The organism is Streptomyces yongxingensis (genome assembly GCF_055597465.1).
On sequence record NZ_CM145717.1, the window covers coordinates 4,254,358 to 4,280,303 of the forward strand.

The following is a 25,946-nucleotide window of genomic DNA, read 5'->3' on the forward strand; positions in this document are numbered from 1 at the left end:
CATGCGCCGCTACGGCAAGCACACCGACGAGGACGACGTTCGGATCCGCCCCAACCGCAAGGGCAACCGGCCGCGCACCAGCATCCGCCCCAAACACGAGGACGCCACCGAGGGGTTCGTGCTCACGGTCGACCGCGGCCGGCTCACGGTCCTGGTCGAGGACCGCACCATCACCGCCATGAAGGCCCGCGAGCTCGGCCGTAAGGGCGTCGTGGTCGGCGACCGGGTCGCGATCGTCGGGGATCTCTCCGGCGACAAGGACACGCTCGCCCGGATCGTACGGGTCGAGGAGCGCTCCTCCGTCCTGCGCCGGACCGCCGACGACGACGATCCGTACGAGCGGGTGGTGGTCGCCAACGCCGACCAGCTCGCGATCGTGACCGCCCTGGCCGATCCGGAGCCGCGCCCGCGGCTGATCGACCGGTGTCTGGTGGCCGCGTTCGACGCGGGCCTGGAGCCGCTGCTCGTGCTCACCAAGTCCGATCTGGCGCCCGCGGCCGAGATGCTGAAGACCTATGAGCCGCTCGGCGTCCCCTATGTCGTCACCAGCCGCGACGAGCTGGCCGACGGCGACGCCGCCGCCGACCGGGTGCGGGAGCGGCTGACGGACCGGATCACCGTCTTCGTCGGCCACTCGGGCGTGGGCAAGACGACGCTGGTGAACGCGCTGGTCCCGGACCGCCAGCGGGCCACCGGCCAGGTGAACGCGGTCACCGGCCGCGGCCGCCACACCACCACCTCCGCGCTCGCGCTGCCCCTGCCGGACGCCAAGGGGTGGGTGATCGACACCCCGGGCGTGCGGTCCTTCGGGCTGCACCACGTGGACCCGGCGCGGGTCATCCACGCCTTCCCCGACCTGGAGCCGGGCACCGAGGGCTGCCCGCGCGCCTGTAGCCACGACGAGCCGGACTGCGCGCTGGACCAGTGGGTGGCCGACGGCCACGCCGACCCGGCCCGGCTCTACTCCCTCCGGCGACTGCTGGCCACCCGCGAGCGGCGAGAGGGCGACTAGGCGTGCCCTCCGCCGCACGGCAGGGGCGGAGCCCCGGCCCTCCGGCATCTGAGGCCGAGCCGCTCCTCCGGGGCCTGGGGCGGAGCCCCGCTCCTCCGGGGCCTGAGGCCGAGCCGCTCCTCCGGGGCCTGGGGCGGAGCCCCGACCCTCCGGCGCCTGAGGCAGAGCCCCGACCCTCCGGCGCCTGAGGCAGAGCCCCGACCCTCCGGCGCCTGAGGCAGAGCCCCGACCCTCCGGCGCCTGAGGCAGAGCCCCGACCCTCCGGCGCCTGAGGCAGAGCCCCGACCCTCCGGCGCCTGAGGCAGAGCCCCGACCCTCCGGCGCCTGGGGCGGAGCCCCAGTTTCGGGAAGGGGCGGGGAGGGGAACAGCCCGCCGCAGGCGTCACGATCCGCCGGACACCCCCAGGGAGCGTGTTTGCCGCTCCATCCGGGCGGTAAATGGATAATCGCATCAAGCAATCCAGGCGCCCGGGGATGCCCCGGGCGGGCGACGGCAGCCGACGGCGGCGCGGGAGGGCATCTCTATGGCGTGGCTGCTGGTCGTGGTCGCCGGGCTACTCGAAACCGGCTTCGCCGTCTGTCTCAAGCTCTCGCACGGCTTCACCCGCCTCTGGCCGACCATCGCCTTCTGCGCCTTCGCGCTCGGCAGCTTCGGCCTGCTGACGCTGTCCCTGAAGAAGCTCGACGTGGGGCCCGCGTACGCGGTGTGGACGGGGATCGGGGCCGCCGGGACCGCGATCTACGGCATGGTCTTCCTCGGTGACCTCGTCTCCACGCTCAAGATCATCTCCATCTCGCTGGTGATCGTCGGCGTGATAGGGCTCCAGCTCTCCGGCTCGGCCCACTGAGACCCGCCCCCCTGGGGGCCGGGGCCGGCTCAGGCCAGCACGGTGCGCACCATACGGGCCACGTCCGCCGCCGGAGCGGGCGCCACCACGTACGACAGGGCCAGCCTGGCGACCGCCTCACAGGCCAGCGGCAGCTCCACCGCGCCGGGCGGCCAGTCGCCCTCCAACAGCCGCACCGCCCGGTCCCGCGCCTGGCCGAGCAGCTCGCCCGGCGCGGGCAGCGGCCCCGGCGACCCCGGCGACCCCGGCGGTGCCGCCCTTACGGACGTCGGCAACCGCTCGTTCCAGCAGCCCGTGAGCACCGCCCGCACCAGCGGGTTCTCGGTCGCCGAGCGGACCGTCCACACCGCGGCGGCGGCCAGTCGCTCCCTGGGGGCCGCCGCGCCGGACACCCCCGACAGCGCCCGCTCGACCCCGCACAGGTACGCGTCGGCCTCGCGCCGCACCAGAGCGCGGGCGAGGCCCTCCTTGCTGCCGAACTCGTTGTAGAGGGTCTGCCGGGAGACCCCGGCCGCCGCCGCGACCTCGGACATCTTCACCCTCGGCCACGGACGGCGGTCGAGCGCGGCGAAGGCCGCGTCGAGTAAGGATTCACGCGCTGCGGGCATCTTCGCCTCCCAGAGCGGGCGTCGTCGCCTCCCGGCCGGGCATGTGCCCGACAGAATTGACGGACCGCCAGATGAAGTCAAGAGCCCCGCGCGGGCGGGCCGTCCAGCCGAAGTCCCCCGGTCGTTGTGGAGTCGTGTGGCTCCGCGTCTTTTCCTGTCGATACTGTTCGGCCATGCCCGACTACCACGATGACCTGCGTCTCGCCCATGTTCTCGCCGACACCGCCGACGCGACCACCATGGAGCGGTTCAAGGCGCTCGACCTCAAGGTCGAGACAAAACCCGATATGACGCCGGTGAGCGAGGCCGACAAGGCGGCCGAGGAGCTGATCCGCACCTCGCTCCAGCGCGCCCGGCCGCGCGACGCGGTGCTCGGCGAGGAGTTCGGCAGCGAGGGCAGCGGTCCGCGGCGCTGGGTGGTCGACCCGATCGACGGCACCAAGAACTACGTACGCGGGGTCCCGGTCTGGGCCACCCTGATCGCCCTCATGGAGCGCGGTGAGGGCGGCGACCGGCCGGTGGTCGGGGTGGTCTCCGCACCGGCGCTGGGGCGGCGCTGGTGGGCCGCCGAGGGGCTCGGGGCGTACACCGGGCGCAGCCTGTCCTCCGCGAGCCGGCTCGCGGTCTCGAAGGTGAGCAACCTCTCCGACGCCTCGTTCGCGTACTCCTCGCTCAGCGGCTGGGAGGAGCGCGGCAGGCTGGACGGCTTCCTCGACCTGACCCGCGCCTGCTGGCGCACCCGTGGCTACGGCGACTTCTGGCCGTACATGATGGTGGCCGAGGGCTCGGTGGACATCTGCGCCGAACCGGAATTGTCGCTGTGGGACATGGCGGCCAACGCGGTGATCGTCCAGGAGGCGGGCGGCCGCTTCACCGGGCTCGACGGCGTACCTGGCCCGAACAGCGGCGATGCGGCGGCGTCCAATGGGCTGCTGCACGGGGTGATGCTGGACTACCTGCGGTCCTGAGGAGCCTTCCGGGGCCGGCCGGAGCGTGAACCGGAGCGCGGGGCGCGCTCAGCGGCAGATCGGCTTCCGCGCGCCCTTGTTGGACCCACCGAGGCATGTGAACATGAGAATCCAGGACCTTGTGAACTTGTGAATCCTTTCTCTAATGGGATGTGGGATTCACCAAGGAGGTGGCTCCATCCATGCCCATGCACGTCCGTGACGCCATGAGCTCGGTGGTCCTCACCATCGGCCCCGCGCATACGCTCCGCCAGGCCGCCCGGCTGATGTCGGCACGCCGGGTGGGATCGGCCATCGTGCTCGATCCCGACACCAGCGGCCTGGGGATTCTCACCGAGCGCGACATCCTCAACTCCCTGGGGGCGGGCCAGGACCCCGATCAGGAGACGGCACACGACCACACCACCGCCGATGTCGTCTTCGCCGCCCCCGGGTGGACGCTGGACGAGGCGGCCCGCGCGATGTCCCAGGGCGGCTTCCGCCATCTGGTCGTCCTCGACGCGGGCGGCCCGGTCGGGGTGGTGTCGGTGCGCGACATCATCCGCTGCTGGGCCCCGGCGCCCCAGCCCGTACCGGCGTAAGGACCCGGCGCACCGCGCCCGGCACCCGAACCGGCACCCGAAGAGGCCGGAGCCCAACGGCGTCCGGCCTCTTCGGTTGATACGGCAAGCGTCCGTCAGCCGCGCAGGGCCTGGACCGCGGCCTCCAGCCGCTTGCCGTAGTCGGCGTCCGCCTTGCGGAAGTTCTCGATCGCCCGCTGTGCGATGTCATCGCGGGAGACCTTGGCGATGAACTGCGCCAGATTCTCGATCAGGCGCTCCTTCTCGTCGTCCGACATCAGCCGGTAGAGGTTGCCCGCCTGGACGAAGTCGTCGTCCTCGGCGTGCGAGGGTGCCTCGTGGTCACCGGTCCGGCCGGACACCGGGGACGGCTGCCACAGCGGCCGGCCGGTCTCGTCCGGGCCGCCGAAGCTGTTGGGCTCGTAGTTCTTGGCGCCCGCGTGACGGCCGTCGTACAGGAAGCCGTCCCGGCCGTACGTGCGCGCCTCGGCCGCGTGCGGACGGTTCACCGGCAGGTGGTCGGCGTTGATGCCGACGCGGTAGCGGTGGGCGTCGCCGTACGCGAACAGGCGGCCCTGGAGCATCTTGTCGGGGGACGGGCCGATGCCCGGCACGAAGTGGGCGGGCGAGAAGATCGACTGCTCGACCTCGGCGAAGATGTTCCGCGGGTTGCGGTTGAGCTCCAGCTTGCCGATCTCGATCGGCGGGTAGTCCTCGTGCGGCCAGACCTTGGTCAGGTCGAACGGGTTGAAGCGGTAGTTCGCCGCGTCGGCCGCCGGCATGATCTGCACCTGCACGGTCCAGGTCGGGAAGTCACCGCGCTCGATGGCCTCGCGCAGATCGCGCTGGTGGCTGTCCGGGTCCAGACCGGCGGTCTCGGCCGCCTCGGCGGTGGTGAGGTTCTTGATCCCCTGGTCGGTCTTGAAGTGGTACTTCACCCAGAAGACCTCGCCCGCGGCGTTGTTCCACTGGTAGGTGTGCGAACCGTAGCCGTTCATGTGGCGGTACGAGGCGGGGATGCCGCGGTCGCCGAACAGCCAGGTCACCTGGTGGGTGGCCTCGGGCGAGAGCCCCCAGAAGTCCCAGACGTTGTCCGCCTCCTGCGAGCCGGTGTACGGGTCGCGCTTCTGGGTGTGGATGAAGTCGGGGAACTTGATGGCGTCCTTGATGAAGAACACCGGGGTGTTGTTCCCGACCAGGTCGTAGTTGCCGTCCTCGGTGTAGAACTTCAGCGCGAAACCGCGCGGGTCGCGCACCGCGTCCGCCGAGCCGAGGTTGCCGGCGACCGTCGAGAAGCGCAGGAACGTCTCGGTCTGCTTGCCGACCTCGGAGAGGAACGCCGCGCGGGTGTACTTCGTCACATCCGCGGTCACGGTGAAGGTGCCGTACGCACCGGCGCCCCGCGCGTGCACGATCCGCTCCGGGATCCGCTCGCGGTTGAAGTGGGCGAGCTTCTCGATCAGGTGCTGGTCCTGGATGAGGACCGGACCACCGGCGCCCGCCGTCTCGCTGTTCTGGTTGTCCGCCACCGGAGCCCCGGACTCCGTGGTCAGCGGACCAGTGATGTTGTCCTGGACCGTCACGTGCGCCTCCTGCGTACTCGCATCCTGTCCCTTTGTCTGGGGCTGGGCTCGATCCTACATTGGACATTGTCTAAGTCAAGAAGGCTTTGAAACTCGTACCCGGTCTGGTCAAGGACTCGTCCGCTGCTACCCTTGTCCTTATCTGACTGATAGGTGAATGGCATGAGTGACCTGCTGGAACGGCTCAGGGGACGCGGCTGGAGGCTGACGGCGCAGCGGCGTGTCGTCGCCGAGGTCCTCGACGGGGACCACGTGCACTACACCGCCGACGAAGTCCACGCGCTGGCGGCCGAGCGACTGCCCGAGATCTCCCGCGCGACCGTGTACAACACCCTCGGCGAGCTCGTCACGCTCGGCGAGGTGATCGAGGTCAGCACGGACGGCAGAGCCAAGCGCTACGACCCGAACGCGCATCACGCGCATCAGCACCTGGTGTGCGCGCGCTGCGGCACGATCCGCGATGTCCACCCCGCCGGTGACCTGCTCGCCGACCTGCCCACGCAGGAGCGCTACGGCTTCGCGATCTCCGCGGTCGAGGTGACGTACCGGGGGCTGTGCCCCGACTGTGCGGCCTGAGGCCCCGGGGCGGCGCGAGCGGCGCGGATCGCGACCGTAAGGCCGCGACGGCGACCGTAGGGCCGCGACAGACGAAAGGCCCGGATCCTGGAGGATCCGGGCCTTCGCCGTGGTAGCGGGGACAGGATTTGAACCTGCGACCTCTGGGTTATGAGCCCAGCGAGCTACCGAGCTGCTCCACCCCGCGTCGTTGTGTAGCAACCTTAACCCGGGGTGGACAGCAGGAGCAAACCGGTTACCGACGGGCCGCCCGCCGGTGGCTCGCCGCGGGCGGGTCCGGGCCGCGGATCCGGCCCGGTGCGCGCACCATGGGGCTCCGCCCCCCGGACCCCGGACGCCCTTCGGGCGTGTCCTCAATCGCCGGACGGGCTGAACGCAGCCCGTCCGGCGATTGAGGACCGGGGTCTGGGGCGGAGCCCCAGTTACGGGAAGGGGCGGGGAGGGGAGCAGCCCGCCGCAGGCGTCAGAACCCGCCGGACACCCCCTGGGCGGCGGGCCCCTGGGCGACGGGCCCGCCGCCCGCGCCGTAAGCCCTCGCCGCCTACGCCGTGAGCTCCTCCTGGAGCGCCTCTCGCAGTCGGGCCGCGCGCTCGGCGACCTCCGCGGGCCCCAGCTCGACCGCCCGCGCACACCACCGCTGCCCCTCGGCGAGCGCCCCGCGACGGGCCGCGAGCAGCGCGAGCCGCAGCGCGGCCCGGCCGTGCCCCGCCTCGGCGGCACGCGTCCACCACAGGGCGGCCTCCGGCTCGCTGCCCTCCCGGGCCAGCAGCAGGCCCAGGTTGAACGCGCCGTTGCTGCTGCCCGCCTCGGCGGCCATGCGGTACCAGCGCGCGGCCTCGACCACATCGCCGCGCGCGGCCGCGAACATGCCCACCCGCACCTGGGCCCGCCGGTGGCCCTGGCGGGCGGCGCGCTCGTACCACTCCTCGTACTCGGGGACGTGCGGCCCGGAGCCGTCGTCCGGCGGCCGGGTCGGGAAGCGCGTCCCGGACGAGCTGCCGAAGCCGGTGCCGGTCGCCGGGTCACCGCCGACCGAGGAGCGGTCCAGCAGCGCGGCCAGCCGGAAGGCGCCCTCGGCGCTGCCGCCGCCCGCGGCGCAGCGCAGATGGCGCTCGGCGCCCTGGACGTCGCCCTCCCGCTGCAGGGCCAGGCCGACCTGCAGCGCGGCCTCGGTGTGCCCGGCGGCCGCGGCCCGCTCGTACCACTGCCGGGCCGCCCGGTCCTCGCCCCGGCCCGCGTACAGGATCCCCAGGTTGAACGCGGCGTCGACGCTGCCCGCCTCGGCCGCCTTGGAGAACCACGGCTCGGCGCCCGCCGCGTCGCCGCGCTGCAGCAGCATCACGGCGACCGCGTTGGCGGCCTCGCGGTGGCCCGCGTAGGCGGCGCGGCGGTACCACTGCTCGGCCTGGGCGGTGCGGCCCTGCTCGGCGCAGAGCAGCCCGAGGTTGTAGGCGCCGTTGATGTCCCCGGCGTCGAGCGCGGCGCGGTACCAGCGCTCGGCGGTCTGGGTCTCGCCGCGGTCGGCGTGGAGCGCCCCCAGCGCGTTGGCGGCGTTGCCGTCGCCGTCCTGGGCCGCCCGGTGCCACCAGACGGCGGCGCTGTCGGTGTCGCCCGCGTCACGCAGCAGGAAGCCCAGCGCGCAGGCGGCCCGCGCCTCGCCGTCCTTGGCGGACATCAGGTACCAGCGCCCGGCCTCCTTGGTCTCACCGCGCTTCTCCAGCAGCGTGCCGAGGTGGAGGGCGGCGCGCCGGTGGCCGCGCGCGGCGGCCTGCCGGTACCACTGCCCGGCCTCCTCCCGGCCGCTCCCGTCGGCGCCGCGGCGGCGGTCCGCCGCCGGCTCGTCCCCCTCGTCCCCGCGGTCGTCGAGGATGCGGGCGAGGCGGTACGCGGCCTCGCGGTGGCCGCGCTCGGCGGCCGTACGGAACCAGCGCTCGGCCCCGATGTCGCTGCGGTGCTCCAGCAGATCGCCCAGCGCGTACGCGCCCAGGGTGTGGCCGGACTCGGCGGACTGGCGCAGCCAGTACTCGGCGGCGGGCTCGTCGCCCCGCTCGCGGTGGTGGCGGCCCAGGGCGTGGGCCGCGGCGGGGGATCCGGCGACGGCGGCTATGCGCCACCAGCCGGCCGCCTCGTCGGCGTAACCGCGCTGGTGCAGCAGAACGCCGAGGTTGTTGGCGGCGGCGCGGTCGCCCGCCGCGGTGGCTCCCCGCAGATGCGGTTCGGCGCCGTCGAGGTCGCCGCGGCGCAGCAGCAGTGCGCCGAGCGCGCTCATCGCGGCGGTGTCACCGGCCTCGGCGGCACGACGGTGCCGGGTCTCCTCCTCGGCATCGTCGTGCGCGTGCGCAAAACGCCCTGTCTCCAACAGACTGACCCTGTCCCCCATAAATCCCATCGTGGCATCACCCGCGTCCGGCGTACACCTGGTATACCGCAGCCGAGGAGGTCACTTCAGCGTTTTGTCGACATGCCCACAGAGAGACAACCCAAACGCTTGTATCCGCATTCCCCGAGTGGACGCTCATACAACACACAACGAGGCCCGGATCCTTGCGGATCCGGGCCTCGTGTGTCAGTAGCGGGGACAGGATTTGAACCTGCGACCTCTGGGTTATGAGCCCAGCGAGCTACCGAGCTGCTCCACCCCGCGCCGTGGTGCAACCACCGTACCACGGCGCGAGGGGTCGGCCGCCCGGCCGTTCTCGCAGGTCGTCAAGGGTCAGCCGCCCTTCTTGTCGGAACCGCCGCCGGCGCTCTGGCTCCGTGGCTGGTTCTGCTGCTGCCCCTGCTTGTCGCCGGCCGCCTTGTCCTCCGCCTTGGCGGCGCGGTCCAGCGCGGCCTTCAGATCGTCCTGGGCCCTGCCGTATGCCTCCCAGTCCTGCGGCTCCTTCTGGAGGGCGTCCTGGGCGTCCTGATATGCCTCCTGGGCGTCCTTCAGGGCGTCCTTCACCGTGGGGTTGGCGCTCGACGGCGGTTCGTCCTGGCCTCCGTCACCCGGTGGCCGCTGCTCGGACGACTCGCCGAAGACGGCGTCCAGGGCCTCGCCCAGGGTGTCCTTGAAGACGGTCTCCTTGCCGTAGGAGACGCCGACCTTCTTCAGCAGCGGGTAGTTGGCGCTGCCACCGCGGGCGTAGACGGGCTCGATATAGAGGAAGCCGTTGTCCAGTGGCACGGTGAGCAGATTGCCGTACTCGATGTCGGAGTCGGTGCCTCTCAGGTTACGGACGAACTCGGCGACCTCCGGATCACCGTTGAGCTCGCTCTGCACCTGTTGTGGACCGGGCACGTTGGAGGTGACCTTCAGCAGTCTTATCGTGCCGTAGTCCTTACTGTTGGCATCCGCGTCGATCGACATGAACGCCCCCAGGTTGGGACGCCCGTTGGGGGTGAAGGTCGTCGTCAGCGAGAACGTCTGCCCCTTCTGGTCGGGCATCTTCATGCTCAGGTAGTACGGCGGCACCGCGTTCCCTTCCTTGTGGGTCGGGTCCTCGGGCACCTGCCAGGCGTCACTGCCGCTGTAGAACTGCGTGGGGTCGGTCACGTGGTAGCGGGTCAGCAGCTCGCGCTGGACCTTGAACAGGTCCTGCGGATACCGCAGATGCTCCATCAGCTCGCCGCTGATCTTCTCCTTGGGCTCGACCGTGCCCGGGAACGCCTTCTCCCAGGTCTTCAGGACCGGGTCCTTGGAGTCCCACTCGTAGAGCTTGACGGTGCCGTCATAGGCGTCCACGGTCGCCTTGACCGAGTTGCGGATGTAGTTGACCTTGTTCTGCTGCGCGACCACCGAGCGGTCCCCGTCGCTCAGCGAGTCGGCCGTGCTGTCGCCCAGGGTCGTCCGCGAGGCGTACGGATAGCCGTTGGTCGTGGTGTAGGCGTCCACGACCCACTTGATCCGGCCATGGACCACGGCCGGGTAGGCGTCACCGTCGATGGTCAGCCAGGGGGCGACCTTCTCGACGCGCTCCTTGGGGGTGCGGTTGTACAGGATCCGGGAACCGTCCCCGATCGCGCCCGAGTAGAGGATCTGGGGCTCTCCGAACGCCACCGCGTAGGCGGCGCGGTTGATCGGGTTGGAGAGGCTGACCCCGCTCTTGCCCTTGTAGCTGGTGGTCCGCTCGCCGTTCTTCTCGTAGTCGAGCTCCTTCTGGGGACCGCCGACTATCGAGTACTGGTCGGTCTTCTCGCCGTAGTAGACCTGTTGCTTGTAGGTGCCGACCCCGCCGCCGCTGGAGCCCTTGGTGGGCAGCCCGGACTCGGTGAAGTCCGGCGACCCGGCCGGGTCCGCGTTGGGGTCGGTCGTGGTGCCCTTCGCCGCCACCATGCCGTAGCCGTGGGTGTAGGTGAAGTGGTCGTTGATCCAGTTCCGCTTGGGGATGCCGTTGAGGTTCAGCTCGCGCACACCGACGACGGTGTCCTGGTCCTTGCCGTCGGCACCCTTGTAGCGGTCGACGTCGAGCGTCGAGGGGAACTGGTAGTACTTGCGCTCCTGCTGGAGCTGCTGGAAGGTCGGCGAGATGACGCTGGGGTCGATCAGCCGGTAACTGGCCGTCGTATTGGCGTCCTTACGGAGCTTCTCGCCGCCGCCGTCGCTGTCGTTCTTGCCGGAGTAGTCCGCCACCTTGGAGTCATCGATGCCGTACGCCTTGCGCGTGGCCTCGATGTTCTTCTGGATGTACGGCGCCTCCTTGGCCTGCTCGTTCGGCTGGACCTGGAACTTCTGGACGATCGCCGGGTAGAGCCCGCCGATCAGGATCGCCGACAGCACCATCAGCCCGAAGCCGATGACCGGCAGCTGCCAGGTGCGGCGCCACAGCGTGGCGAAGAAGAGCACCGCGCAGATGGCCGCGATGCAGAACAGGATCGTCTTGGCGGGCAGATAGGCGTTGGCGTCCACATAGCGCAGACCCGTCCAGTTGCCCGTCGCCTTGAAGTCGCTGGACTTCACCGCCAGGCCGTAGCGGTCCAGCCAGTACGCCACCGCCTTGAGCGCCACGAAGACGCCCAGCAGCACCGACAGATGGCCGGTGGCCGCCGCGGTCGCGCGGGCGCCGGGGCTGGTGACCCGCAGGCCCCCGTAGAGGTAGTGCACCAGGGCGGCGGCGATCAGCGAGAGCACCGTGGCCGCGAAGCCGAAGCTCAGCAGGAAGCGGTACCAGGGCAGATCGAAGGCGTAGAAGGCCACGTCCTTGTGGAACTGCGGGTCCTTCTGGCCGAACGGCACCCCGTTGACCCACAGCAGCCAGATGCGCCACTGCCCGGCCGCCGAAGCGCCCGCGATCAGCCCCACCAGGGCGGTGACCGCGAGCAGCACCCACTTCTTGAACGGGGCGATGCCCATCCGGTAGCGGTCCAGGCTCTGCTGCTCCATGGACATCGCGCTCAGCGGTGGCCGCAGCCGGTGGGCCAGCCAGATGTTGATCCCGACGGCCGTGGCCATCAGCAGGCCGAAGACGAAGAACAGCCCGATCTTCGTCTTCAGGGTGGTACTGAAGACGGAAGAGTAATGAAGCGAGCGATACCAGAGCCAATCCGTCCAAAATCCGGCAAACATGACAAAGAGCATGGCCAACACGGCCAGCACGCCCAGGGTCATGAGCAGGGTTCTGGCACGCCGGGACGGACGGCCGACTCTCACCCGCGGCCCCGTCGGGCCTCCGCCGCGGTCCGGCATCTGGAAAGCCAAGGTGCGCACCTCGAAGTTCGCTGTCGATTGAGGGAACCCTGAACTCCAGGGCCCACCTGATGCAACTTACTCAGGCTTTACTCAGTTCCCGTTTCCGGGTCCGAACAGGGCACGATATGAACCATGTCCAACGCAACCCCCGGCACCGACCCGCTGGCCTCGAATCCACTGACCCGAGCCGTCCTCGAAATCGACGAGTACGCCTCGGGGCTCGGCTGGGACCAGCCCGCCCGGCTCTTCGCCCTCGTCGACACCGCCCGGCTGCGCACCGAGGAGCCCGGCCTCGCCGCTCAGCTCGGCCTTGACGAGGGCGGCGAGGAGATCGCCTCCCTGACCCCCATCGAGCAGGACGAGCTGCCCTCCGGCGCCCCGCTGGACGAGTTCCTCGCCACCATCGCCTGGCCGGACGCGGTGACCGGCTGCGCCCTGACCGTGGAGCGGCAGATGCTGCCGCCGTCCGCCGAGAGCTCCGTGCCCGAGGGCCTGGACGAGGCGGCGCTGGCCAAGTGGGTCGCCGACCACCCGGACCGCCAGGAGGTCCGGATGACCGTGGCCGTGCTGCGGGACGGCGCGCGCGAGTCGGCCCTGCGGCTGCGGGAGAAGGACTCCCCGACCGAGGTGCTCACCGGGGCCGGTCTGGTGCCGGGCCTGGCGGACGCGCTCGCCGCCACGTTCGCCACCGACTGACCCCCGCGACCTGACCCCCGCCACGGGGGCGCCGCTCAGCCCGTCGTGCACTTCGGCAGACCGGCGGTGTCCCCCTTACGGATCTTCTCGAGCGCCGTAAGGGCGTCGTCGATCGTGTGCACCTTGACCAGCCGCAGCCCGCTCGGCACGTCCTTGGCGGCGGCCGCGCAGTTCTCCTTGGGCGTGAGGAAGTAGCGGGCGCCCGCCTCGCGCGCGCCGATCGTCTTCATCTCGATGCCGCCGATCGGGCCGACCGTGCCCTTGTCGTCGATCGTGCCGGTGCCCGCGATGAACTTCCCGCCGGTGAGATCGCCTGGCGAGAGCCGGTCCACGATCCCCAGCGCGAACATCAGACCCGCGCTGGGCCCGCCCACGTCCGCCAGCTTGATGTCGATCCGGAACGGGAAGGTGTAGTCGATCCCGGCCTGGATGCCCACGATGGCGCGGGCCGGGCCCTTGTCCGCCTTCGTGGTGGTGATCGCGACGCGCTCCTCGCCGGTGGGCTGCTTGCCGCTCTTCTCCGCCGCGGCCACGTTCTTGGCCGGGACGACCGAGAAGACCACCTTCTGGCCCGGCTTGTGCTTGGTGACGAGCTTGGCCACGTCGTCGGGCTCGCGCACCGCCGTGCCGTCCACCGACTTGATCACATCGCCGGCGTGCAGCTTGCCCTGGGCCGGGGCGCCCTTCTGGACGGCGCCGACGATGACATGCGCGGTGACCGGCTTCTTCAGCGCCCGCAGCGCCGCGACCTTGGCGGACTCCTGGGACTGGGTGAACTCCTCGGCGTTCTGCTGGTCCACCTGGTCCGGGGTCTTGTCGTCCGGGTAGAGGGTGCTGTGCGGCACGACCACGTCATCGTGGGCCAGCCAGCCGTAGACGGCCTCCACGAGGTTCATCCGGTACTCGGAGCCGGTGACCCGGACCGTGGTCATGTTCAGATGCCCGCCAGTGGTCTCACAGCTCTTGCGGCCGGAGATCTGGAGCACGCACTCGCCATTGTGCTCACCCAGGGTGTTGTAGGTCGGCCCGGGCGACATCTCCGCGTACGGCACCGGGATCAGCACTCCGGCGCAGAGCAGCGCGATCAGCATCAGAAGGGAGGCGAGCATCGTCGCAGTGCGGCGTGGCATGGAACGACAGTACGGGACCCGTCCGTCAGTCCACCGTCGGGGCCGTCCGTACGAGGGGCGGCGCGGACGGGGCGGCGGCCTCAGGCCGCGGCGTCCGAATCGGAGGGCCGGCGCTCCATCGCTTCGCGGAAGCGGGCGTATCCGGCCAGCTCAGCTACGTCCCCCCCGGACTTCCGTTTGCCGGCTCGGGCGGCTATGCCGGCGTATATCGCCGCGCCTATCGCCGCGAACAACGGAATCAGCAACCAGAGAAGCGCAGCCACAGCAGCCTCCCGACCCCTTGAAAAATCGCGGTTCAGGACCGCGACTGACAGATGAGCAGATTAGTCCTCTGCCAGGTCAACGCTTACGGCAGGGTGGGGGTTACGCAAGCGGAGTACACCCTTCCGTGCCCCCATGCGCATGCGCATTCCCCCTACGCGCCCACCCGCCCTCCCGTCGCCCGACCACCACCCCCCAACGAGGCGCTACGCGCCCACCCGCCCTCCCGTCGCCCGACCACCACCCCTCAACGAGGCGCTACGCGCCCACCCATTCTTCGGTGCCGTCCGCGAATGTCTGGTGCTTCCAGATCGGGACCTCGCTCTTGAGGTCGTCGATCAGCCTGCGGCAGGCCGCGAACGCCTCCGCGCGGTGCGGGCAGGAGACGGCCACCACCACGGCCAGATCGCCGATCACCAGATCGCCCACCCGGTGCACGGCGGCCAGCGCGCGCACCGGGAAGTCGGCCACGACCTTCTCGGCCACCCGGCGCAGCTCGGCCTCGGCGGTCGGATGCGCGGAGTAGCCGAGGGCGCCGACCTCCGCGCCTCCGTCGTGGTTGCGCACGGTGCCCACGAACAGCGCCGTGCCGCCCGCCGCGGCATCGCCCACCGCCCCGAACACCTCGTCCACGGACAGGGGCGTGTCACGGACGGCGAGCAGCCGGATGGGATGGGCGGCCGCGAGTTCGCCAGGGTGATCGTACGAAGGTGCCATGCCGTCCATCGTGCCGTACCGTCCCGCCCTCAGGGAATCGAGGGAGCCACCGGACTACCGGATCCCGGAAAACACCTTCCGGGGCCCTGTGCCTCAGGCCCGGCGGCGCGCCTTACGGGCGCGGCGCACGATCGCCGCTGTGCCCACCAGGGCCACGGTCGCGCCCGCGGCGCCGAGCGTCGTGGCGTCCTTACGGCCGAGACGCCGCCCCGCGACCGTATGGCGGCCGGCGACCTCCTCCAGCAGCTCCGCCAGGACCTCCTCGTTGGTCCAGCGCGGCCGCCAGCCCGCCGCGTGCAGCCTGCTGCCGCTGACCGCCCAGGGGTGCATCGTGTACGCGAGATCGCCCGCCGGGGACGGCGTCAGACCGAGCCGGTGCAGCCGGGAGGCCGCGCCCAGGGCGACCGCCGAGGGCAGCTCCATGCGCCGGATCCCGGACAGCTCCTCGACCTCCTCCTGCTCCAGCCAGCCCTCGCAGCCCACCGCCAGCTCGCCCTCGACCTTCTCCAGGGCGGCGTACTCCAGCGCGCCGACCAGGTCCTCCATATGGCAGAACTGCCAGGTGGGGCGGGATCCGGCGACGACCAGCAGCCGCGGCGACTCGAAGTAGCGGGTAAGCGCGGTGTCCGTGCCGCCGACCAGGAGCGCCGGGCGCACCACGGTCACATTCAGCCCCGGATGCGCCCGGGGCGCACGCTCCCCGAGCCGCTCGATCTCCAGGAGGTCGCCGACGCCGGTGGCCTCGGCGGTCGCCCGCAGCTCCGCGTCCTCGGCGAGCGGCACGGCGTTGTCGGGGAGCGCCCCGTAGACCATCGCCGAGGTGCACAGCACCACCCGGCGCACCCCGGCCGCCGCGGCGGCCGTCAGGACGGTCTGGGTGCCGCGCACGTTGTAGGCGGTGCGGGCGGCGGGATCGGTGCCCAGATCCAGGTCGACGGCGAGGTGGACCACCACGTCGGCGCCGCGCAGCTTCTCGGCGATGGCTGGATCTCGGACGTCCAGCACATGCCACTGCGCCTCGGTCACCTCACCGCGGCGTTCGTCGATGGCCAGGACCTGCTTGACCTCTTCGGACTCCGCGAGCCGCTGCGTGAGCAGGGCACCTGGGCCCGAGGCGGCACCGGTCACCGCCACGACGGGTCGTCGTGCGGTAGGGGCCGTATCGTTTCGCGCAGCGCGAACTTCTCGGTCTGGGGAACTCACCGGGCGTCTCCAGCGGTTGTCTTCAGTACGCAGCGCATGCACGCATACGTACCAGGTGACGTCCATCCTGCCGCAGGGCGGCGATCAGCGAAGCACCGAGCCCGGAAACCGGCGAGGTGTCTAGGCTGGGTGGTGATGTCGGGCATCCGCCACCGGCCCGGGGCCGGTGGCCCAACGAGCCGAGGAAACCCGTGAGTGACTCCCCATTCGGATTCGGCCTTCCGCCGGAGGAGCCGGAGGACGGCGACGACGGTAAGAAGAAGGGCGGCCAGGGCGGCGAGCAGGGCCCCGCGAATCCCTTCGGGTTCGGCGGCGGGCCGGGCGGAGCGGGCGGCGCGGAGAATCCGTTCGCCGCGATGTTCGGTTCGCTGAATCCGGGCGACCTGGGCGCCGCCTTCCAGCAGCTCGGGCAGATGCTCTCGTACGAGGGCGGCCCGGTGAACTGGGACATGGCCAAGGACATCGCCCGCCAGACCGTCGCGCGCGGCACCGCCGACGGCAGCAAGGACGAGAGCGTCGGCCCCGCCGACCGCGCCGCGGTCCAGGAGGCCGTGCGGCTCGCGGACCTGTGGCTGGACGGCGTCACCTCGCTGCCCTCGGGCTCGGGCACCGCGGTGGCCTGGAGCCGCGCCGAATGGGTCGAGGCGACCCTGCCGGTGTGGAAGGACCTGGTGGACCCGGTCGCCGAGCGCGTCGGCGCCGCCATGGGCGATGTGCTGCCCGAGGAGATGCAGGCCATGGCCGGCCCGCTGCTCGGGATGATGCGCTCGATGGGCGGCGCCATGTTCGGCACCCAGATCGGTCAGGCGCTGGGCGTGCTGGCCGGCGAGGTGGTCGGCTCGACCGACATCGGGCTGCCGCTGGGTCCGGCGGGCAAGGCGGCCCTGCTGCCGGTCAACATCGCGGCGCTGGGCTCCGGCCTCGGCGTGCCCAAGGAAGAGGTCCGGCTGTACCTGGCGCTGCGCGAGGCGGCCCACCAGCGGCTGTTCGCCCATGTGCCGTGGCTGCGCTCGCACCTCTTCGGCGCGGTCGAGGGGTACGCCCGCGGCATCAAGGTCGACACCGCCAAGCTGGAGGACGCGGTCGGCCAGCTCGACCCGACCCACCCCGAGCAGCTGCAGGAAGCGCTCCAGCAGGGCATGTTCCAGCCCGAGGACACCCCCGAGCAGAAGGCCGCGCTGGCGCGTCTGGAGACCGCTCTGGCGCTGGTGGAGGGCTGGGTGGACGCGGTGGTGCACGCCGCTGCCAAGCCGCATCTGCCGTCCGCCGACGCCCTGCGCGAGACGCTGCGGCGGCGCCGGGCGAGCGGCGGCCCCGCCGAGCAGACCTTCGCCACGCTGATCGGCCTGGAGCTGCGGCCGCGCCGGCTGCGGGACGCCTCCCGGCTGTGGGCCTCCCTCACCGACGCCCGCGGCCTGGAGGGGCGCGACGGTCTGTGGGCGCACCCGGACATGCTGCCGACGGCACAGGACCTCGACGACCCGGACGGCTTCGTCCACCGCGAGCAGCTGGACTTCTCCGAGCTGGACAAGATGCTCGGCGAGGCGGCGGGCGGTGATGAGGACCGTAAGGGCGGCTCCGACGGTCCCGACCTCCGTAAGGGCCGCGAGGGCGGCGAGGACGACCGCGAGGGCGGCGACCGGGGCGACGGCGAGAAGTGAGTCTGCACCAGGACGCGGCGCGGGTGCTCACCGAGTGGCCCGCGCCCGATGCCGCCCAGGAGCGGCTGCGGCGGCTGTACGGCGACCATCTGGCCGCGTATCCGGACGGCATGTGGAAGGCGTGCGGCGACGGGCACATCACGGCGAGCGCGCTGGTGATCGACCCGGACCGGGAGCAGGTGCTGCTCACCCTGCACCGCAAGCTGCGGATGTGGCTCCAGATGGGCGGCCACTGCGAGCCGGACGACACCACGCTCGCGGGCGCGGCGCTTCGCGAGACCACCGAGGAGTCCGGGATCGAGGGGCTGACGCTGCTGCCGGGCGGCCCGGTGCGGCTCGACCGGCACCAGACCCCCTGCGCCTGGCACCTGGACGTCCAGTACGCGGCGGTGGCGCCCCGGGGCGCGGTGGCGGCGATCAGCGACGAGTCGCTGGATCTGCGCTGGTTCGGCTACGACGAGGTGGCGGACGTGGCCGACGAGTCGGTGCGCCACCTGGTGACGCGCACCCGCGCGCTGCTCTGAGGAGCGCGTTGGGCCGCGCTGAGGAGCCTGTTGGAATGCGGGGCGGCCGCGGACCCGAGGGGTCCGCGGCCGCTGTGGTCCTTCAGCGGTGATCTCGGTCAGTTGCTGAAGATGTTGCCCTGGTTCTGACCGCGGGCGCCCTGCTGGCCCATGCCGAACTGCGCGGCCATGCCGCCCCCGACCACCGCGTTCTGCGGCGGGAGCAGCTCGCTGGGCTGCACCAGGGCATAGCCCTGGCCGAGGAAGCTGAGCTCCCAGCCCTCGCCGGTGTTGCCGCGCCGCCGCCAGACGCCCGAGGAGTGCGTCTGCGCCTGCATCTGGACCCGCAGCGAGCTGGACCAGGCGACGATGGCGTCCGCGTCGGCGTTGACGTACTTGTCCGGGGTGACCTGGAGCATCAGCGGCTGCCCCGAGGTCATCAGCGCGACCTTGCCCTGGCCGGAGATGTTGAGGTTGTACTTGCCGGACCCGGAGATCCCGAACTGGCTGTCCACCGCGATCGACTCCCAGTGCAGCGTGGAGTCGATCGCGAGCACATAGGAGCTGTCGACGGTCAGCCCGTCGTGGTCCACGTCCATCACATGGATGTGCTGGGCGAGGTTGGCGAGGTAGACCGTGCCCTGCCCGGAGCAGCGCATCAGGTCAAGGCCCTCACCGGTGCGGCTCCGGGCCATGCGCTGTCCCGGCGTCTGGTACTCGCCGTCGAACTCGATGAGCCCCTGATAGGCGACCATGCTGCCCTTACGGGCGAGCACATCCTCATGGCCGCTCAGGGCGACCCGCAGCAGTTGCGGGTTCTGGAGCGCGTAGCGGTCCTGCGTCTGGGCCTCGGTGAAGGCGAAAAGCGGGCTCTGCATCTGGTGTCCCTCCCCCTCAGCCCCGGGCCCGGAGCCGGTCGGTGCTGTCCTCACTGGGCTGTACGACGACGAAGCCCTGCCCGGAGAAGCCGAGCTGATACGCCTCGCCGCTGCCCCGGCCGATCAGGGACGACGCCTTGAAGCTGCGCTTTCCCTTCACCTTGAGCCCGGAGGACCAGGCCACGAGCGCGTCCGGGTCCACATAGGTCTCGTCCTCACCACGGCCGCAGTCGACCACGATGGGGGTGCCGCGGGAGGTCAGGGCGACCCAGCCGGTGCCGGATACGCCCACGTTGAACAGGCCCTGCCCGGCGAACTTGGCGATGCCCTTGACGCGTTCGACGCCCCACTGGAGGTGGGCGTCGAAGGCGAGGAGGTTGGTGCCGTTGACCGACAGCGCGTCGCCGTTGAGGTTGATGCAGACGACGTCGGCCCCGTAGTCGGCGAGGTAGAGCAGTCCGTCGCCGCTGCACCGCATCAGCGGGGCACCCTCGCCGGTCAGCCACTGGGAGGCCATCTGCCGTACCGCGGGCGGGTTGGGCTCGTACTGGACGAAGCCCTCGTACGCCACCATCGAGCCGGTGCGGGCGAACAGGTCCTGGCCGCTCTGCATGGCGACCTTGAGCATGCTGGCGCCGTGGTTCTCCATCCGGGCGGCGACCGGGGCGGGTGCGAAGCCCGAGATCATGTGCTGGTCCATAGCGGGCTCCCTCAGACCTCGTAGGGCTGGACGACGATGAAGTTGCCGGGCGCGCCACGGAACTGGAGGTTCACGGTCTCCCCGCTGTGGCCGGGGTAGGCGCTGCGGCGCAGCCGCACCTGGCTGGAGATGATCACCTGGGCTCCGGCGGACCACGCCACGATGGCGTTGCTGTCGGCGAAGGTGGTCGGGGTGACCGGGAGGACGACCGGTGTGCCCTCGGTCTTCACCACGACGGTGCCGGTGCCCTGGAACTGCATGGTGAACAGCGCGCCGCCGGGGATGCCGTGGCCCTCGATCCGGCGCACCTCGTGGTGCAGCGACTCGTCGAAGGCGAGCACGTTCTCGGCGGAGACGCAGATGGCGTCGCCCTGGAGCTCGATCGGGTGGAGCTCGGCGGCGTTCTCGGCGAGGAAGACCTGGCCCTGGCCGGTGCAGCGCATCAGCTGCATCTCCTGGCCGGTCGCGTTGCCGACGATCCGGCCGCGGAAGCCGGCGCCCTTGTAGCTGAAGTCGACCTTGCCCTGGTAGAGCACCATCGTGCCCTGGCGGGCGAGCACGGGCTGGCCGCCGACGCCGAGGTCGACCCGCATCAGCCGGGGGTTCTGCGGCGTCCAGCGCTGACCGGTGGGCGCCTCGCGGTACTTGGAGAGCGCTGCCTGGAGCCCGGGCGCGCCACCGCCCTGGGGGACGCCGCCCATGGGCTGCGGCTGACCGTAAGGTGCGGGCTGGCCCGGCTGACCGGGCTGGCCGGGGTAGGGCTGGGCGGGCGGCTGGCCGTACGGCGCGGGGGCGGGCGGGGCCTGGCCCGGCTGCTGGCCGAACGGGGGCTGCTGGCCCGGGAACTGGCCCGGCGGTGCGGGCGGCGGTGCCTGACCCGGGGGCGGCACCTGGCCGGGCGGCGGCACCTGGCCGGGGGGTGCGATGGGCGCGGCGATGGTGGGGGCACCGTGCATCTGCGGGGTGCCGGGGGCGGGCGGCTGAACGCCCTGCGGGGGCGTGCCCTGGGGCGTTCCCTGAGGCGGCGTTCCCTGGGGAGCGCCGAAGGCGGGGGCGGGCTGCGGCGCCGGAGGGGCGGGGGCCGGAGGGGCCGACGGGGCGGGGGTCCCGGCCGGGGGTGCGAAGCCCGGTGCGGGGGCGGCCTGGCCGGGCGGCGCGAAGCCTGGCGTGGCGCCCTGGGCGGGCGCGGGGGCGGGCTCCTCCTCGGCCACCTCACCGCCGAAGTTCTTGAGCAGCGCCTCCAGTCCCCCGTCGAAGCCCTGCCCGACGGCGGCGAACCGCCAGACGTCCTTGAGGTAGAAGTCGCCCAGCATCACCGCGCGTTCGGTGCTGAACTCCGAGCCGGTGAAGGAGTACCGGGCCACCTCCTCGCCGCCCGCGACGATCCGGAGGTAGCCGGGGCCGACCTGCGACATCTGCCCGGCGCCGTCGATGGTCGCGGTGAAGGAGAGCTTCTGGATGGCGGGCGGGATGCTGTCGAGCGTGACGCGGAACGAATCCGTGTCACCTGCCTGCGGCCCGAGCTGCTGTATCGCTTCTTCAGGGGACTTCGGCTGGTTGAAGAAGATGAAGTAGCGGTCGTCCGACAGCCGCTCGTTCGCGTCGAGACCGAAGCAGCTGATGTCGAAGGTCAGGCCGGGTCCGGCGATCTGCACCCCGACGTACAGATCCCTCCCGGCCGTCAGATCACTGATCCTGGCCTTGTGGCCGCGCTGGAATTCCCTGGCCATACGTTAGGACCGTCCCCCATCGCCGTACCGGTGTGTGCGTTGCGCGCCAGGCTAGCCGCTGCCGCCGACTATGAGCGACGCCGGGAACCAGGACGTGGTTCCCACACGGTCCGGGGGTCGATCCCTCGCCGCCCGGGCACGGTCGCCTTACGGCTGGTCGTCCGGGGGCCCGGAGAGATGCGGCAACCGTCCGGCGGCGACCACCCCTTCGAGATAGCCCCGCGCCCGCTCGGTCCGCGGGTACGCCTCCAGGAGCTGCCAGAAGCGGCGGCCGTGCCCCGGCACCAGCAGATGGGCCAGCTCGTGGAGGAGCACATAGTCCACGACGTACTCCGGCATGCCCTGGAGCCGGTGGGAGAGCCGGATGCTGCCCTCGGCGGGGGTGCACGACCCCCAGCGGGTGTTCTGGTTGGTGACCCAGCGGACGGAGACGGGCCGGGCCCGCCCGCCCAGGTACTGGCCGGAGAGCCACTCGGCGCGGGCGGCCAACTCCGCGTCGCCCAGCATCCGCTTGCTCTCCTGGGCCGCAAGCTTGTCCAGCATGACGCTCACCCAGCGCTGCTCCTCCGCCTCGGACATCCGGGCGGGGATGAGGACGACGGTGCGGTCGCCCTCGCGATAGGCGGAGACCGTCCTGCGCCGCCGGGTGCTCCGGCGGACCTCGACCGCGCTCGCGTCGGAGCCCCGGCTCTGCGGGCTCGGGACGGTGCTCGGTGCGCTCGCGGCGCTGCGGGAGACGTTCTGTCCCGCGGTGCGAGGGGGCGGGTCGGCGGACACGCCACGACGTTACCCGCTGGCAGCCGGGGAAGTCCCGCCCCGCCGATGGTTGCGGACCGAACCACTCCACGGTGTGCACGGCTTGTACGACCGGCGTTTTGTACGGCTGGCGTTCGTACGACTTATTCCACTGCCTGTGGACAACGCGCTGCGGGTGCGGACGCCGACCCGCATGCTGAAGGCGGTTCGACGGACAGCACATCAGACGGGGGGACGGCGATGCATCCGATGCTCAAGCCCGCGCTGCGGCGCGGCTGGCGGAGCCGGGACACGGTGCAGTTCGGGGTGGCCCGGGCGCATGCGGTGGTGATGGGGCCGGTGGACACGGCCACGGGCAGCTTTCTGGAGCTGCTGGACGGCACCCGCGGTCTGCCGCTGCTGCGGCAGGAGGCCCGGGCCATCGGGCTGCCGGAGGGGCGGGCCGACGCACTGGTGGACCGGCTGGCGGCGGCCGGTCTGCTGGACGAGCCGAGGGACGGCGGCGAGCCCGCCGCGGCCCTGGACCGGCTGCGGCCCGACGCGGGGGCGCTGTCGGTGCTGCATCCCGAGCCCGGAGCGGCGGCGCGGCTGCTCGCCGCGCGGCGGGCGACGCGGGTTCAGGTGCGGGGCGCGGGCCGGGTCGGGGTGGCGGTCGCGGCCGCGCTGTCGGGCTCGGGGATCGGCCGGGTCGATGTGGTGGACGGGGGCTGTGTCGAGCCCTGGGATGTGGCTCCCGGCGGGCTGTCGGCCGAGCAGATCGGGGAGCGCCGGGATCTGGCGGCACGCCGCGTGGTGCGCCAGGCCGCGCCCGCCCCGCTTCCCCGCCGGTCGGCGCGGCAGCGGACCTCCGCGGCAGAGCGGGCCCCTTCACGAGGGAAGGTCCCTTCAGGAGAGCGGACCCCCTCGGGAGAGCGGACCGCCTCGAGAGAGCGGATCGCCTCGGGAGAGCCCGGGCTGGCGCTGGTGGTGATCGTCCCGCGTGACGGCCTCGCGGCGTACGCACCGGATCCGGAGCAGACCCGGCCGCTGCTCGCCTCCGGCACGCCCCATCTCTATGCGGGAGTCATCGAGGCGACGGGGGTGGTGGGCCCGCTGGTGGTGCCGGGGATCACGCCCTGCGCGGGCTGTGCCGCGGCGGGCCGTGCCGAGCGGGAGCCGGTCTGGCCGCGGATGCTCGCGCAGTGGCGGTCCGGGCGGCGGCGCACCGCCCCGGCCTGTGACACGGCGCTGGCGATGGTGGTGGCGGGGCTCACCGCGGTGCAGGCGCTGGCCTTCCTCGACGGCCGCCCCTCCGGGGGCGCGGGGGTCCGGTGGGAGTTGGCGCTCCCCTCCCTCGTCTGGGAGGCGCGCCCGATCGAAGCACATCCCGGATGCGGCTGTGGAGCGGCCGGGGAGGAGGATGCCGTATATGCCTCGGCCGCAGAGGCACCGCACGCGACAATGTCCGGGTGACCCACGTCCGCGGAGTGGGCACCGGGGGCCCGGGGGCCACCTTCCGGGATGGCACGGCTGTAGTTGGAGGGGCGCATGACCGATCTGCCGCGCAAGGCGATCACCCGTACCGCCAAACTGGCGGCGCTGCCCTTGGGATTCGCGGGGCGCGCCACATGGGGGCTCGGGAAGCGGATAGGGGGGCGGCCGGCGGAGATCGTCGCACGCGAGGTGCAGCAGCGCACCGCGGAGCAGATGTTCAAGGTCCTCGGCGAGCTCAAGGGCGGGGCCATGAAGCTCGGACAGGCCATGTCGGTCTTCGAGTCGGCGCTGCCCGAGGAGATAGCCAGGCCCTATCGGGCGGCCCTGACCAAGCTCCAGGAAGCGGCCCCTCCCATGCCGAGCCGCACGGTCCACGCGGCGTTGGAGGAGCGGCTGGGCCCGGACTGGCCGGAGCTGTTCCAGGAGTTCGAGGACAAGCCGGCGGCGGCCGCCTCGATCGGGCAGGTGCACCGGGCGGTCTGGCACGACGGGCGCACGGTGGCGGTCAAGGTGCAGTATCCCGGGGCGGGCGAGGCCCTGCTGTCCGACCTCAACCAACTGAGCCGGTTCGCCCGGGTGCTGGGGCCGCTGGTGCCGGGGCTGGACGTCAAGCCGCTGATCGCGGAGTTGCGCGAGCGGGTCGCCGAGGAGCTGGACTACGAACTGGAGGCGGCGTCCCAGCGGATCCATGCGGAGGAGTACGCACAGGACACGGAGATCGTGGTGCCCGAGGTGGTGCACCAGAGCGATCAGATACTGATCACCGAATGGCTGGAGGGGGTGCCGCTCTCCGAGGTGATAGCCGACGGCACACAGGAGGAGCGGGACCGCGCCGGGCAGCTGCTGGCCCGCTTTCTCTTCTCGGGGGCGTCCCGCACGGGGCTGCTGCACGCCGATCCCCATCCGGGGAACTTCCGGCTGCTGACCGGTGACGCCCCGGACGGGCCGCCGGAGCAGTGGAAGCTGGGCGTTCTGGACTTCGGTTCGGTGAACCGGCTCCCGGGAGGGCTTCCGGAGCCCATCGGCATCGCGCTGCGCATGGCGCTGGAGGGCGATGCCGCGGGGGTCTATGAGCTGATGCGCGGGGAGGGGTTCGTCAAGCCCACGATCGAGCTCGACCCGGATGATCTGCTGGACTTCCTGCTGCCGATGCTCGAACCGGCCCAGGTCGACGCGTTCGTCTTCGACCGGCAGTGGCTGCGCAGCCAGGCGGCGCGGATGGCCGACCGCCACTCCCCCGTCTATGAGCTGGGCAATCAGCTGAATCTGCCGCCCGCCTATCTGCTGATTCACCGGGTGACGCTGAGCACCATCGGGGTGCTCTGCCAGCTGGGTGCCACGGTGCGGATGCGGGATGAGCTCGAGGCGTGGGTCCCCGGCTTCACCGCGGACCCGGAGCCCGAGGACCGCGCCGAAGCAGAGGCCGAAGAAGGCCCCGCGGCGGACGCCGGGAAAGAGGCCGCGGCAAGCGCCGAGGAGGAGCCCGAGGCCGCGGAGACCTCGGCCTGAGCCCGGAGACCTCGGCCTGAGCTCGGGCGCCTCGGGATAGCCGAAGGGCCGGTCCGATCGGACCGGCCCTTCGTGGTTGCGCGATGGGTCGGCGTAGGACCCGTCGGCGCGTGTTGTGTGTCAGCCCCGCCTCTGGCCGGTGCCGCACATGGTCGTCACTGCATGACCGCCATGGCCAGGGCGCGGCGGGCGCGGAGCGAGGCACGCTCCGCACGCCGCTGCATCCGGCGGGCGGCCGCGAGCCGAACGGCCTGCCGTTCGGACTCGGCCTCCTGCAGCCGGTCGTGCATATGCGCACGTGCCAGGGCTTCTTGCATGAGTTGCATCTCTCGGTTCCTGTTCTGGCGCGCCTCGGGCGCACCGGAGGTATCAGGTGCGGGGGTTTCGGAGACCGGTGGGGTCATCGTCGGGACCTGCTTCATGGGGTCGTGCGTCGCTGGGCGATCGATGGTGCCGATGGTGCTCATGCCGCGACCGGGTTCTTACGCGGGCGACCACGCGGCCGCTTGCGGGCCACCACCACGCCCTGGACGAAGAGCTCGCCGCCCCAGACGCCCCAGGGCTCCCGGCGGTCCTTGGCGCCGGCGAGGCATGCCTCCCGCAGCGGGCAGGTCTGACACAGCGACTTCGCGTACTCGACGTCGGCCGGGGACTCGGCGAAGAAGACCTCCGGGTCGTACGAGCGGCACGGAACGGCTACACCCAGGTTCTCGATGGCCTCATCGAGTTCGGTGAGGGCGGTGAGCGGGGTCAAGGAGTCCTCCGAGGAGTCAGGCGGGCGGTTCAGGTCGGTTGATGCGGACGGGGCGTGCGCGTTGAGTTGCACGGTGTGTGTTCCTCGTCTCTTCGGTCCGGCTGGTGGCCGGGCTCTGGCAAATCAAAAGGGCCGCGGATCCCGGTGTGGGT

24 protein-coding genes and 2 tRNA genes are annotated in these 25,946 nt (G+C 71.7%); 10 read left to right on the top strand and 16 right to left on the bottom strand.

Annotated elements, in window-relative coordinates:
- Nucleotide 1 precedes the first annotated feature (1 nt).
- Nucleotides 2-1,012, top strand: a complete 1,011-nt coding sequence (gene rsgA, locus ACZ6TD_RS17815; protein ID WP_471355109.1) for a ribosome small subunit-dependent GTPase A — start codon at nt 2-4, stop codon at nt 1,010-1,012.
- 524 nt (nt 1,013-1,536) lie between these two features.
- Nucleotides 1,537-1,860 (top strand): DMT family transporter, encoded by a 324-nt coding sequence (locus ACZ6TD_RS17820; RefSeq protein WP_262701764.1) that lies wholly within the window; start codon nt 1,537-1,539, stop codon nt 1,858-1,860.
- Nucleotides 1,861-1,889: 29 nt separating this feature from the next.
- On the opposite strand, the gene ACZ6TD_RS17825 is transcribed toward ACZ6TD_RS17820, so the two are convergent.
- A complete protein-coding gene (locus ACZ6TD_RS17825) occupies nt 1,890-2,468 on the bottom strand; it encodes a TetR/AcrR family transcriptional regulator (RefSeq protein WP_471355111.1) in 579 nt (192 codons plus the stop codon).
- Between the two features lie 173 nt (nt 2,469-2,641).
- Here ACZ6TD_RS17825 and hisN point away from each other — a divergent pair, with 173 nt between their 5' ends.
- Nucleotides 2,642-3,436, top strand: a complete 795-nt coding sequence (gene hisN, locus ACZ6TD_RS17830) for a histidinol-phosphatase (protein WP_471355113.1) — start codon at nt 2,642-2,644, stop codon at nt 3,434-3,436.
- 188 nt (nt 3,437-3,624) lie between these two features.
- Nucleotides 3,625-4,017 (top strand): CBS domain-containing protein, encoded by a 393-nt coding sequence (locus ACZ6TD_RS17835; protein ID WP_470004984.1) that lies wholly within the window; start codon nt 3,625-3,627, stop codon nt 4,015-4,017.
- Between the two features lie 95 nt (nt 4,018-4,112).
- Here the strand turns inward: ACZ6TD_RS17835 and ACZ6TD_RS17840 are convergent, their stop codons facing one another.
- Nucleotides 4,113-5,579 carry a catalase gene (locus ACZ6TD_RS17840; RefSeq protein WP_471355115.1) on the bottom strand — a complete coding sequence of 489 codons (1,467 nt, stop codon included), beginning with the start codon at nt 5,577-5,579 and terminating at the stop codon, nt 4,113-4,115.
- 162 nt (nt 5,580-5,741) lie between these two features.
- Here ACZ6TD_RS17840 and ACZ6TD_RS17845 point away from each other — a divergent pair, with 162 nt between their 5' ends.
- Nucleotides 5,742-6,155 carry a Fur family transcriptional regulator gene (locus tag ACZ6TD_RS17845; protein WP_471355117.1) on the top strand — a complete coding sequence of 138 codons (414 nt, stop codon included), beginning with the start codon at nt 5,742-5,744 and terminating at the stop codon, nt 6,153-6,155.
- A gap of 110 nt (nt 6,156-6,265) precedes the next feature.
- On the opposite strand, the gene ACZ6TD_RS17850 is transcribed toward ACZ6TD_RS17845, so the two are convergent.
- From ACZ6TD_RS17850 to ACZ6TD_RS17865, 4 genes are all read right to left on the bottom strand, one after another.
- A tRNA-Met gene (locus tag ACZ6TD_RS17850) sits at nt 6,266-6,342 on the bottom strand.
- A 354-nt stretch (nt 6,343-6,696) separates the two neighbouring features.
- Nucleotides 6,697-8,544: a tetratricopeptide repeat protein gene (locus tag ACZ6TD_RS17855; RefSeq protein WP_471355119.1), complete on the bottom strand. Its 1,848-nt coding sequence runs from the start codon at nt 8,542-8,544 to the stop codon at nt 6,697-6,699.
- A gap of 181 nt (nt 8,545-8,725) precedes the next feature.
- Nucleotides 8,726-8,799 (bottom strand) — tRNA-Met (locus ACZ6TD_RS17860).
- Nucleotides 8,800-8,868: 69 nt separating this feature from the next.
- A complete protein-coding gene (locus tag ACZ6TD_RS17865; protein WP_471357824.1) occupies nt 8,869-11,820 on the bottom strand; it encodes a UPF0182 family membrane protein in 2,952 nt (983 codons plus the stop codon).
- A 135-nt stretch (nt 11,821-11,955) separates the two neighbouring features.
- Between ACZ6TD_RS17865 and ACZ6TD_RS17870 the strand changes: the two genes are divergently transcribed.
- The gene (locus ACZ6TD_RS17870; protein ID WP_471355120.1) at nt 11,956-12,519 is read left to right on the top strand and encodes a PPA1309 family protein; all 564 of its coding nucleotides are present in this window, start codon (nt 11,956-11,958) and stop codon (nt 12,517-12,519) included.
- Nucleotides 12,520-12,554: 35 nt separating this feature from the next.
- On the opposite strand, the gene ACZ6TD_RS17875 is transcribed toward ACZ6TD_RS17870, so the two are convergent.
- From ACZ6TD_RS17875 to ACZ6TD_RS17890, 4 genes are all read right to left on the bottom strand, one after another.
- Nucleotides 12,555-13,649: a YlbL family protein gene (locus tag ACZ6TD_RS17875; RefSeq protein WP_471355122.1), complete on the bottom strand. Its 1,095-nt coding sequence runs from the start codon at nt 13,647-13,649 to the stop codon at nt 12,555-12,557.
- An 80-nt stretch (nt 13,650-13,729) separates the two neighbouring features.
- A complete protein-coding gene (locus ACZ6TD_RS17880) occupies nt 13,730-13,912 on the bottom strand; it encodes a hypothetical protein (protein ID WP_020868566.1) in 183 nt (60 codons plus the stop codon).
- 256 nt (nt 13,913-14,168) lie between these two features.
- On the bottom strand, nt 14,169-14,636 hold the full coding sequence (locus ACZ6TD_RS17885) for a molybdenum cofactor biosynthesis protein MoaE (RefSeq protein WP_471355124.1): 468 nt from the start codon (nt 14,634-14,636) through the stop codon (nt 14,169-14,171).
- Nucleotides 14,637-14,720: 84 nt separating this feature from the next.
- Entirely contained in the window at nt 14,721-15,830 is a 1,110-nt protein-coding gene (locus ACZ6TD_RS17890; protein WP_471355126.1) for an NAD-dependent epimerase/dehydratase family protein, read from the bottom strand.
- 191 nt (nt 15,831-16,021) lie between these two features.
- On the opposite strand from ACZ6TD_RS17890, the gene ACZ6TD_RS17895 reads away from it, so the two are divergent.
- Nucleotides 16,022-17,491, top strand: coding sequence for a zinc-dependent metalloprotease (locus ACZ6TD_RS17895; protein ID WP_471355128.1), 1,470 nt, complete (start codon nt 16,022-16,024; stop codon nt 17,489-17,491).
- Nucleotides 17,488-18,015 carry an NUDIX hydrolase gene (locus ACZ6TD_RS17900; protein ID WP_471355130.1) on the top strand — a complete coding sequence of 176 codons (528 nt, stop codon included), beginning with the start codon at nt 17,488-17,490 and terminating at the stop codon, nt 18,013-18,015. Before ACZ6TD_RS17895 ends, ACZ6TD_RS17900 begins: the two co-directional genes overlap by 4 nt.
- A 98-nt stretch (nt 18,016-18,113) precedes the next feature.
- On the opposite strand, the gene ACZ6TD_RS17905 is transcribed toward ACZ6TD_RS17900, so the two are convergent.
- From ACZ6TD_RS17905 to ACZ6TD_RS17920, 4 genes are all read right to left on the bottom strand, one after another.
- On the bottom strand, nt 18,114-18,872 hold the full coding sequence (locus ACZ6TD_RS17905) for an AIM24 family protein (RefSeq protein ID WP_471355132.1): 759 nt from the start codon (nt 18,870-18,872) through the stop codon (nt 18,114-18,116).
- Between the two features lie 16 nt (nt 18,873-18,888).
- Nucleotides 18,889-19,572 carry an AIM24 family protein gene (locus tag ACZ6TD_RS17910; protein WP_471355134.1) on the bottom strand — a complete coding sequence of 228 codons (684 nt, stop codon included), beginning with the start codon at nt 19,570-19,572 and terminating at the stop codon, nt 18,889-18,891.
- An 11-nt stretch (nt 19,573-19,583) separates the two neighbouring features.
- A complete protein-coding gene (locus tag ACZ6TD_RS17915; RefSeq protein ID WP_471355136.1) occupies nt 19,584-21,302 on the bottom strand; it encodes a TerD family protein in 1,719 nt (572 codons plus the stop codon).
- A gap of 147 nt (nt 21,303-21,449) precedes the next feature.
- Nucleotides 21,450-22,079, bottom strand: a complete 630-nt coding sequence (locus ACZ6TD_RS17920; RefSeq protein ID WP_471355138.1) for a M48 metallopeptidase family protein — start codon at nt 22,077-22,079, stop codon at nt 21,450-21,452.
- 219 nt (nt 22,080-22,298) lie between these two features.
- Between ACZ6TD_RS17920 and ACZ6TD_RS17925 the strand changes: the two genes are divergently transcribed.
- Nucleotides 22,299-23,510: a ThiF family adenylyltransferase gene (locus ACZ6TD_RS17925; protein ID WP_471355140.1), complete on the top strand. Its 1,212-nt coding sequence runs from the start codon at nt 22,299-22,301 to the stop codon at nt 23,508-23,510.
- Nucleotides 23,511-23,585: 75 nt separating this feature from the next.
- Nucleotides 23,586-25,040, top strand: coding sequence for an ABC1 kinase family protein (locus ACZ6TD_RS17930; protein ID WP_471355141.1), 1,455 nt, complete (start codon nt 23,586-23,588; stop codon nt 25,038-25,040).
- Nucleotides 25,041-25,195: 155 nt separating this feature from the next.
- Here the strand turns inward: ACZ6TD_RS17930 and ACZ6TD_RS17935 are convergent, their stop codons facing one another.
- Nucleotides 25,196-25,507, bottom strand: coding sequence for a hypothetical protein (locus ACZ6TD_RS17935; protein WP_137979441.1), 312 nt, complete (start codon nt 25,505-25,507; stop codon nt 25,196-25,198).
- A complete protein-coding gene (locus ACZ6TD_RS17940) occupies nt 25,504-25,866 on the bottom strand; it encodes a WhiB family transcriptional regulator (protein WP_020868576.1) in 363 nt (120 codons plus the stop codon). Before ACZ6TD_RS17940 ends, ACZ6TD_RS17935 begins: the two co-directional genes overlap by 4 nt.
- Nucleotides 25,867-25,946: the final 80 nt, after the last annotated feature.

Excerpts from the sequence above, each read along its gene's own strand:
- rsgA (WP_471355109.1), top strand. The coding sequence starts at position 2 with ATGCGCCGCTACGGCAAGCACACCGACGAGGACGACGTTCGGATCCGC.
- ACZ6TD_RS17820 (WP_262701764.1), top strand. The coding sequence starts at position 1,537 with ATGGCGTGGCTGCTGGTCGTGGTCGCCGGGCTACTCGAAACCGGCTTC.
- ACZ6TD_RS17825 (WP_471355111.1), bottom strand. The coding sequence starts at position 2,468 with ATGCCCGCAGCGCGTGAATCCTTACTCGACGCGGCCTTCGCCGCGCTC.
- hisN (WP_471355113.1), top strand. The coding sequence starts at position 2,642 with ATGCCCGACTACCACGATGACCTGCGTCTCGCCCATGTTCTCGCCGAC.
- ACZ6TD_RS17835 (WP_470004984.1), top strand. The coding sequence starts at position 3,625 with ATGCACGTCCGTGACGCCATGAGCTCGGTGGTCCTCACCATCGGCCCC.
- ACZ6TD_RS17845 (WP_471355117.1), top strand. The coding sequence starts at position 5,742 with ATGAGTGACCTGCTGGAACGGCTCAGGGGACGCGGCTGGAGGCTGACG.
- ACZ6TD_RS17855 (WP_471355119.1), bottom strand. The coding sequence starts at position 8,544 with ATGGGATTTATGGGGGACAGGGTCAGTCTGTTGGAGACAGGGCGTTTT.
- ACZ6TD_RS17865 (WP_471357824.1), bottom strand. The coding sequence starts at position 11,820 with ATGCCGGACCGCGGCGGAGGCCCGACGGGGCCGCGGGTGAGAGTCGGC.
- ACZ6TD_RS17870 (WP_471355120.1), top strand. The coding sequence starts at position 11,956 with ATGTCCAACGCAACCCCCGGCACCGACCCGCTGGCCTCGAATCCACTG.
- ACZ6TD_RS17875 (WP_471355122.1), bottom strand. The coding sequence starts at position 13,649 with ATGCCACGCCGCACTGCGACGATGCTCGCCTCCCTTCTGATGCTGATC.
- ACZ6TD_RS17885 (WP_471355124.1), bottom strand. The coding sequence starts at position 14,636 with ATGGACGGCATGGCACCTTCGTACGATCACCCTGGCGAACTCGCGGCC.
- ACZ6TD_RS17905 (WP_471355132.1), bottom strand. The coding sequence starts at position 18,872 with ATGCAGAGCCCGCTTTTCGCCTTCACCGAGGCCCAGACGCAGGACCGC.
- ACZ6TD_RS17910 (WP_471355134.1), bottom strand. The coding sequence starts at position 19,572 with ATGGACCAGCACATGATCTCGGGCTTCGCACCCGCCCCGGTCGCCGCC.
- ACZ6TD_RS17915 (WP_471355136.1), bottom strand. The coding sequence starts at position 21,302 with ATGGCCAGGGAATTCCAGCGCGGCCACAAGGCCAGGATCAGTGATCTG.
- ACZ6TD_RS17925 (WP_471355140.1), top strand. The coding sequence starts at position 22,299 with ATGCATCCGATGCTCAAGCCCGCGCTGCGGCGCGGCTGGCGGAGCCGG.
- ACZ6TD_RS17930 (WP_471355141.1), top strand. The coding sequence starts at position 23,586 with ATGACCGATCTGCCGCGCAAGGCGATCACCCGTACCGCCAAACTGGCG.
- ACZ6TD_RS17935 (WP_137979441.1), bottom strand. The coding sequence starts at position 25,507 with ATGAGCACCATCGGCACCATCGATCGCCCAGCGACGCACGACCCCATG.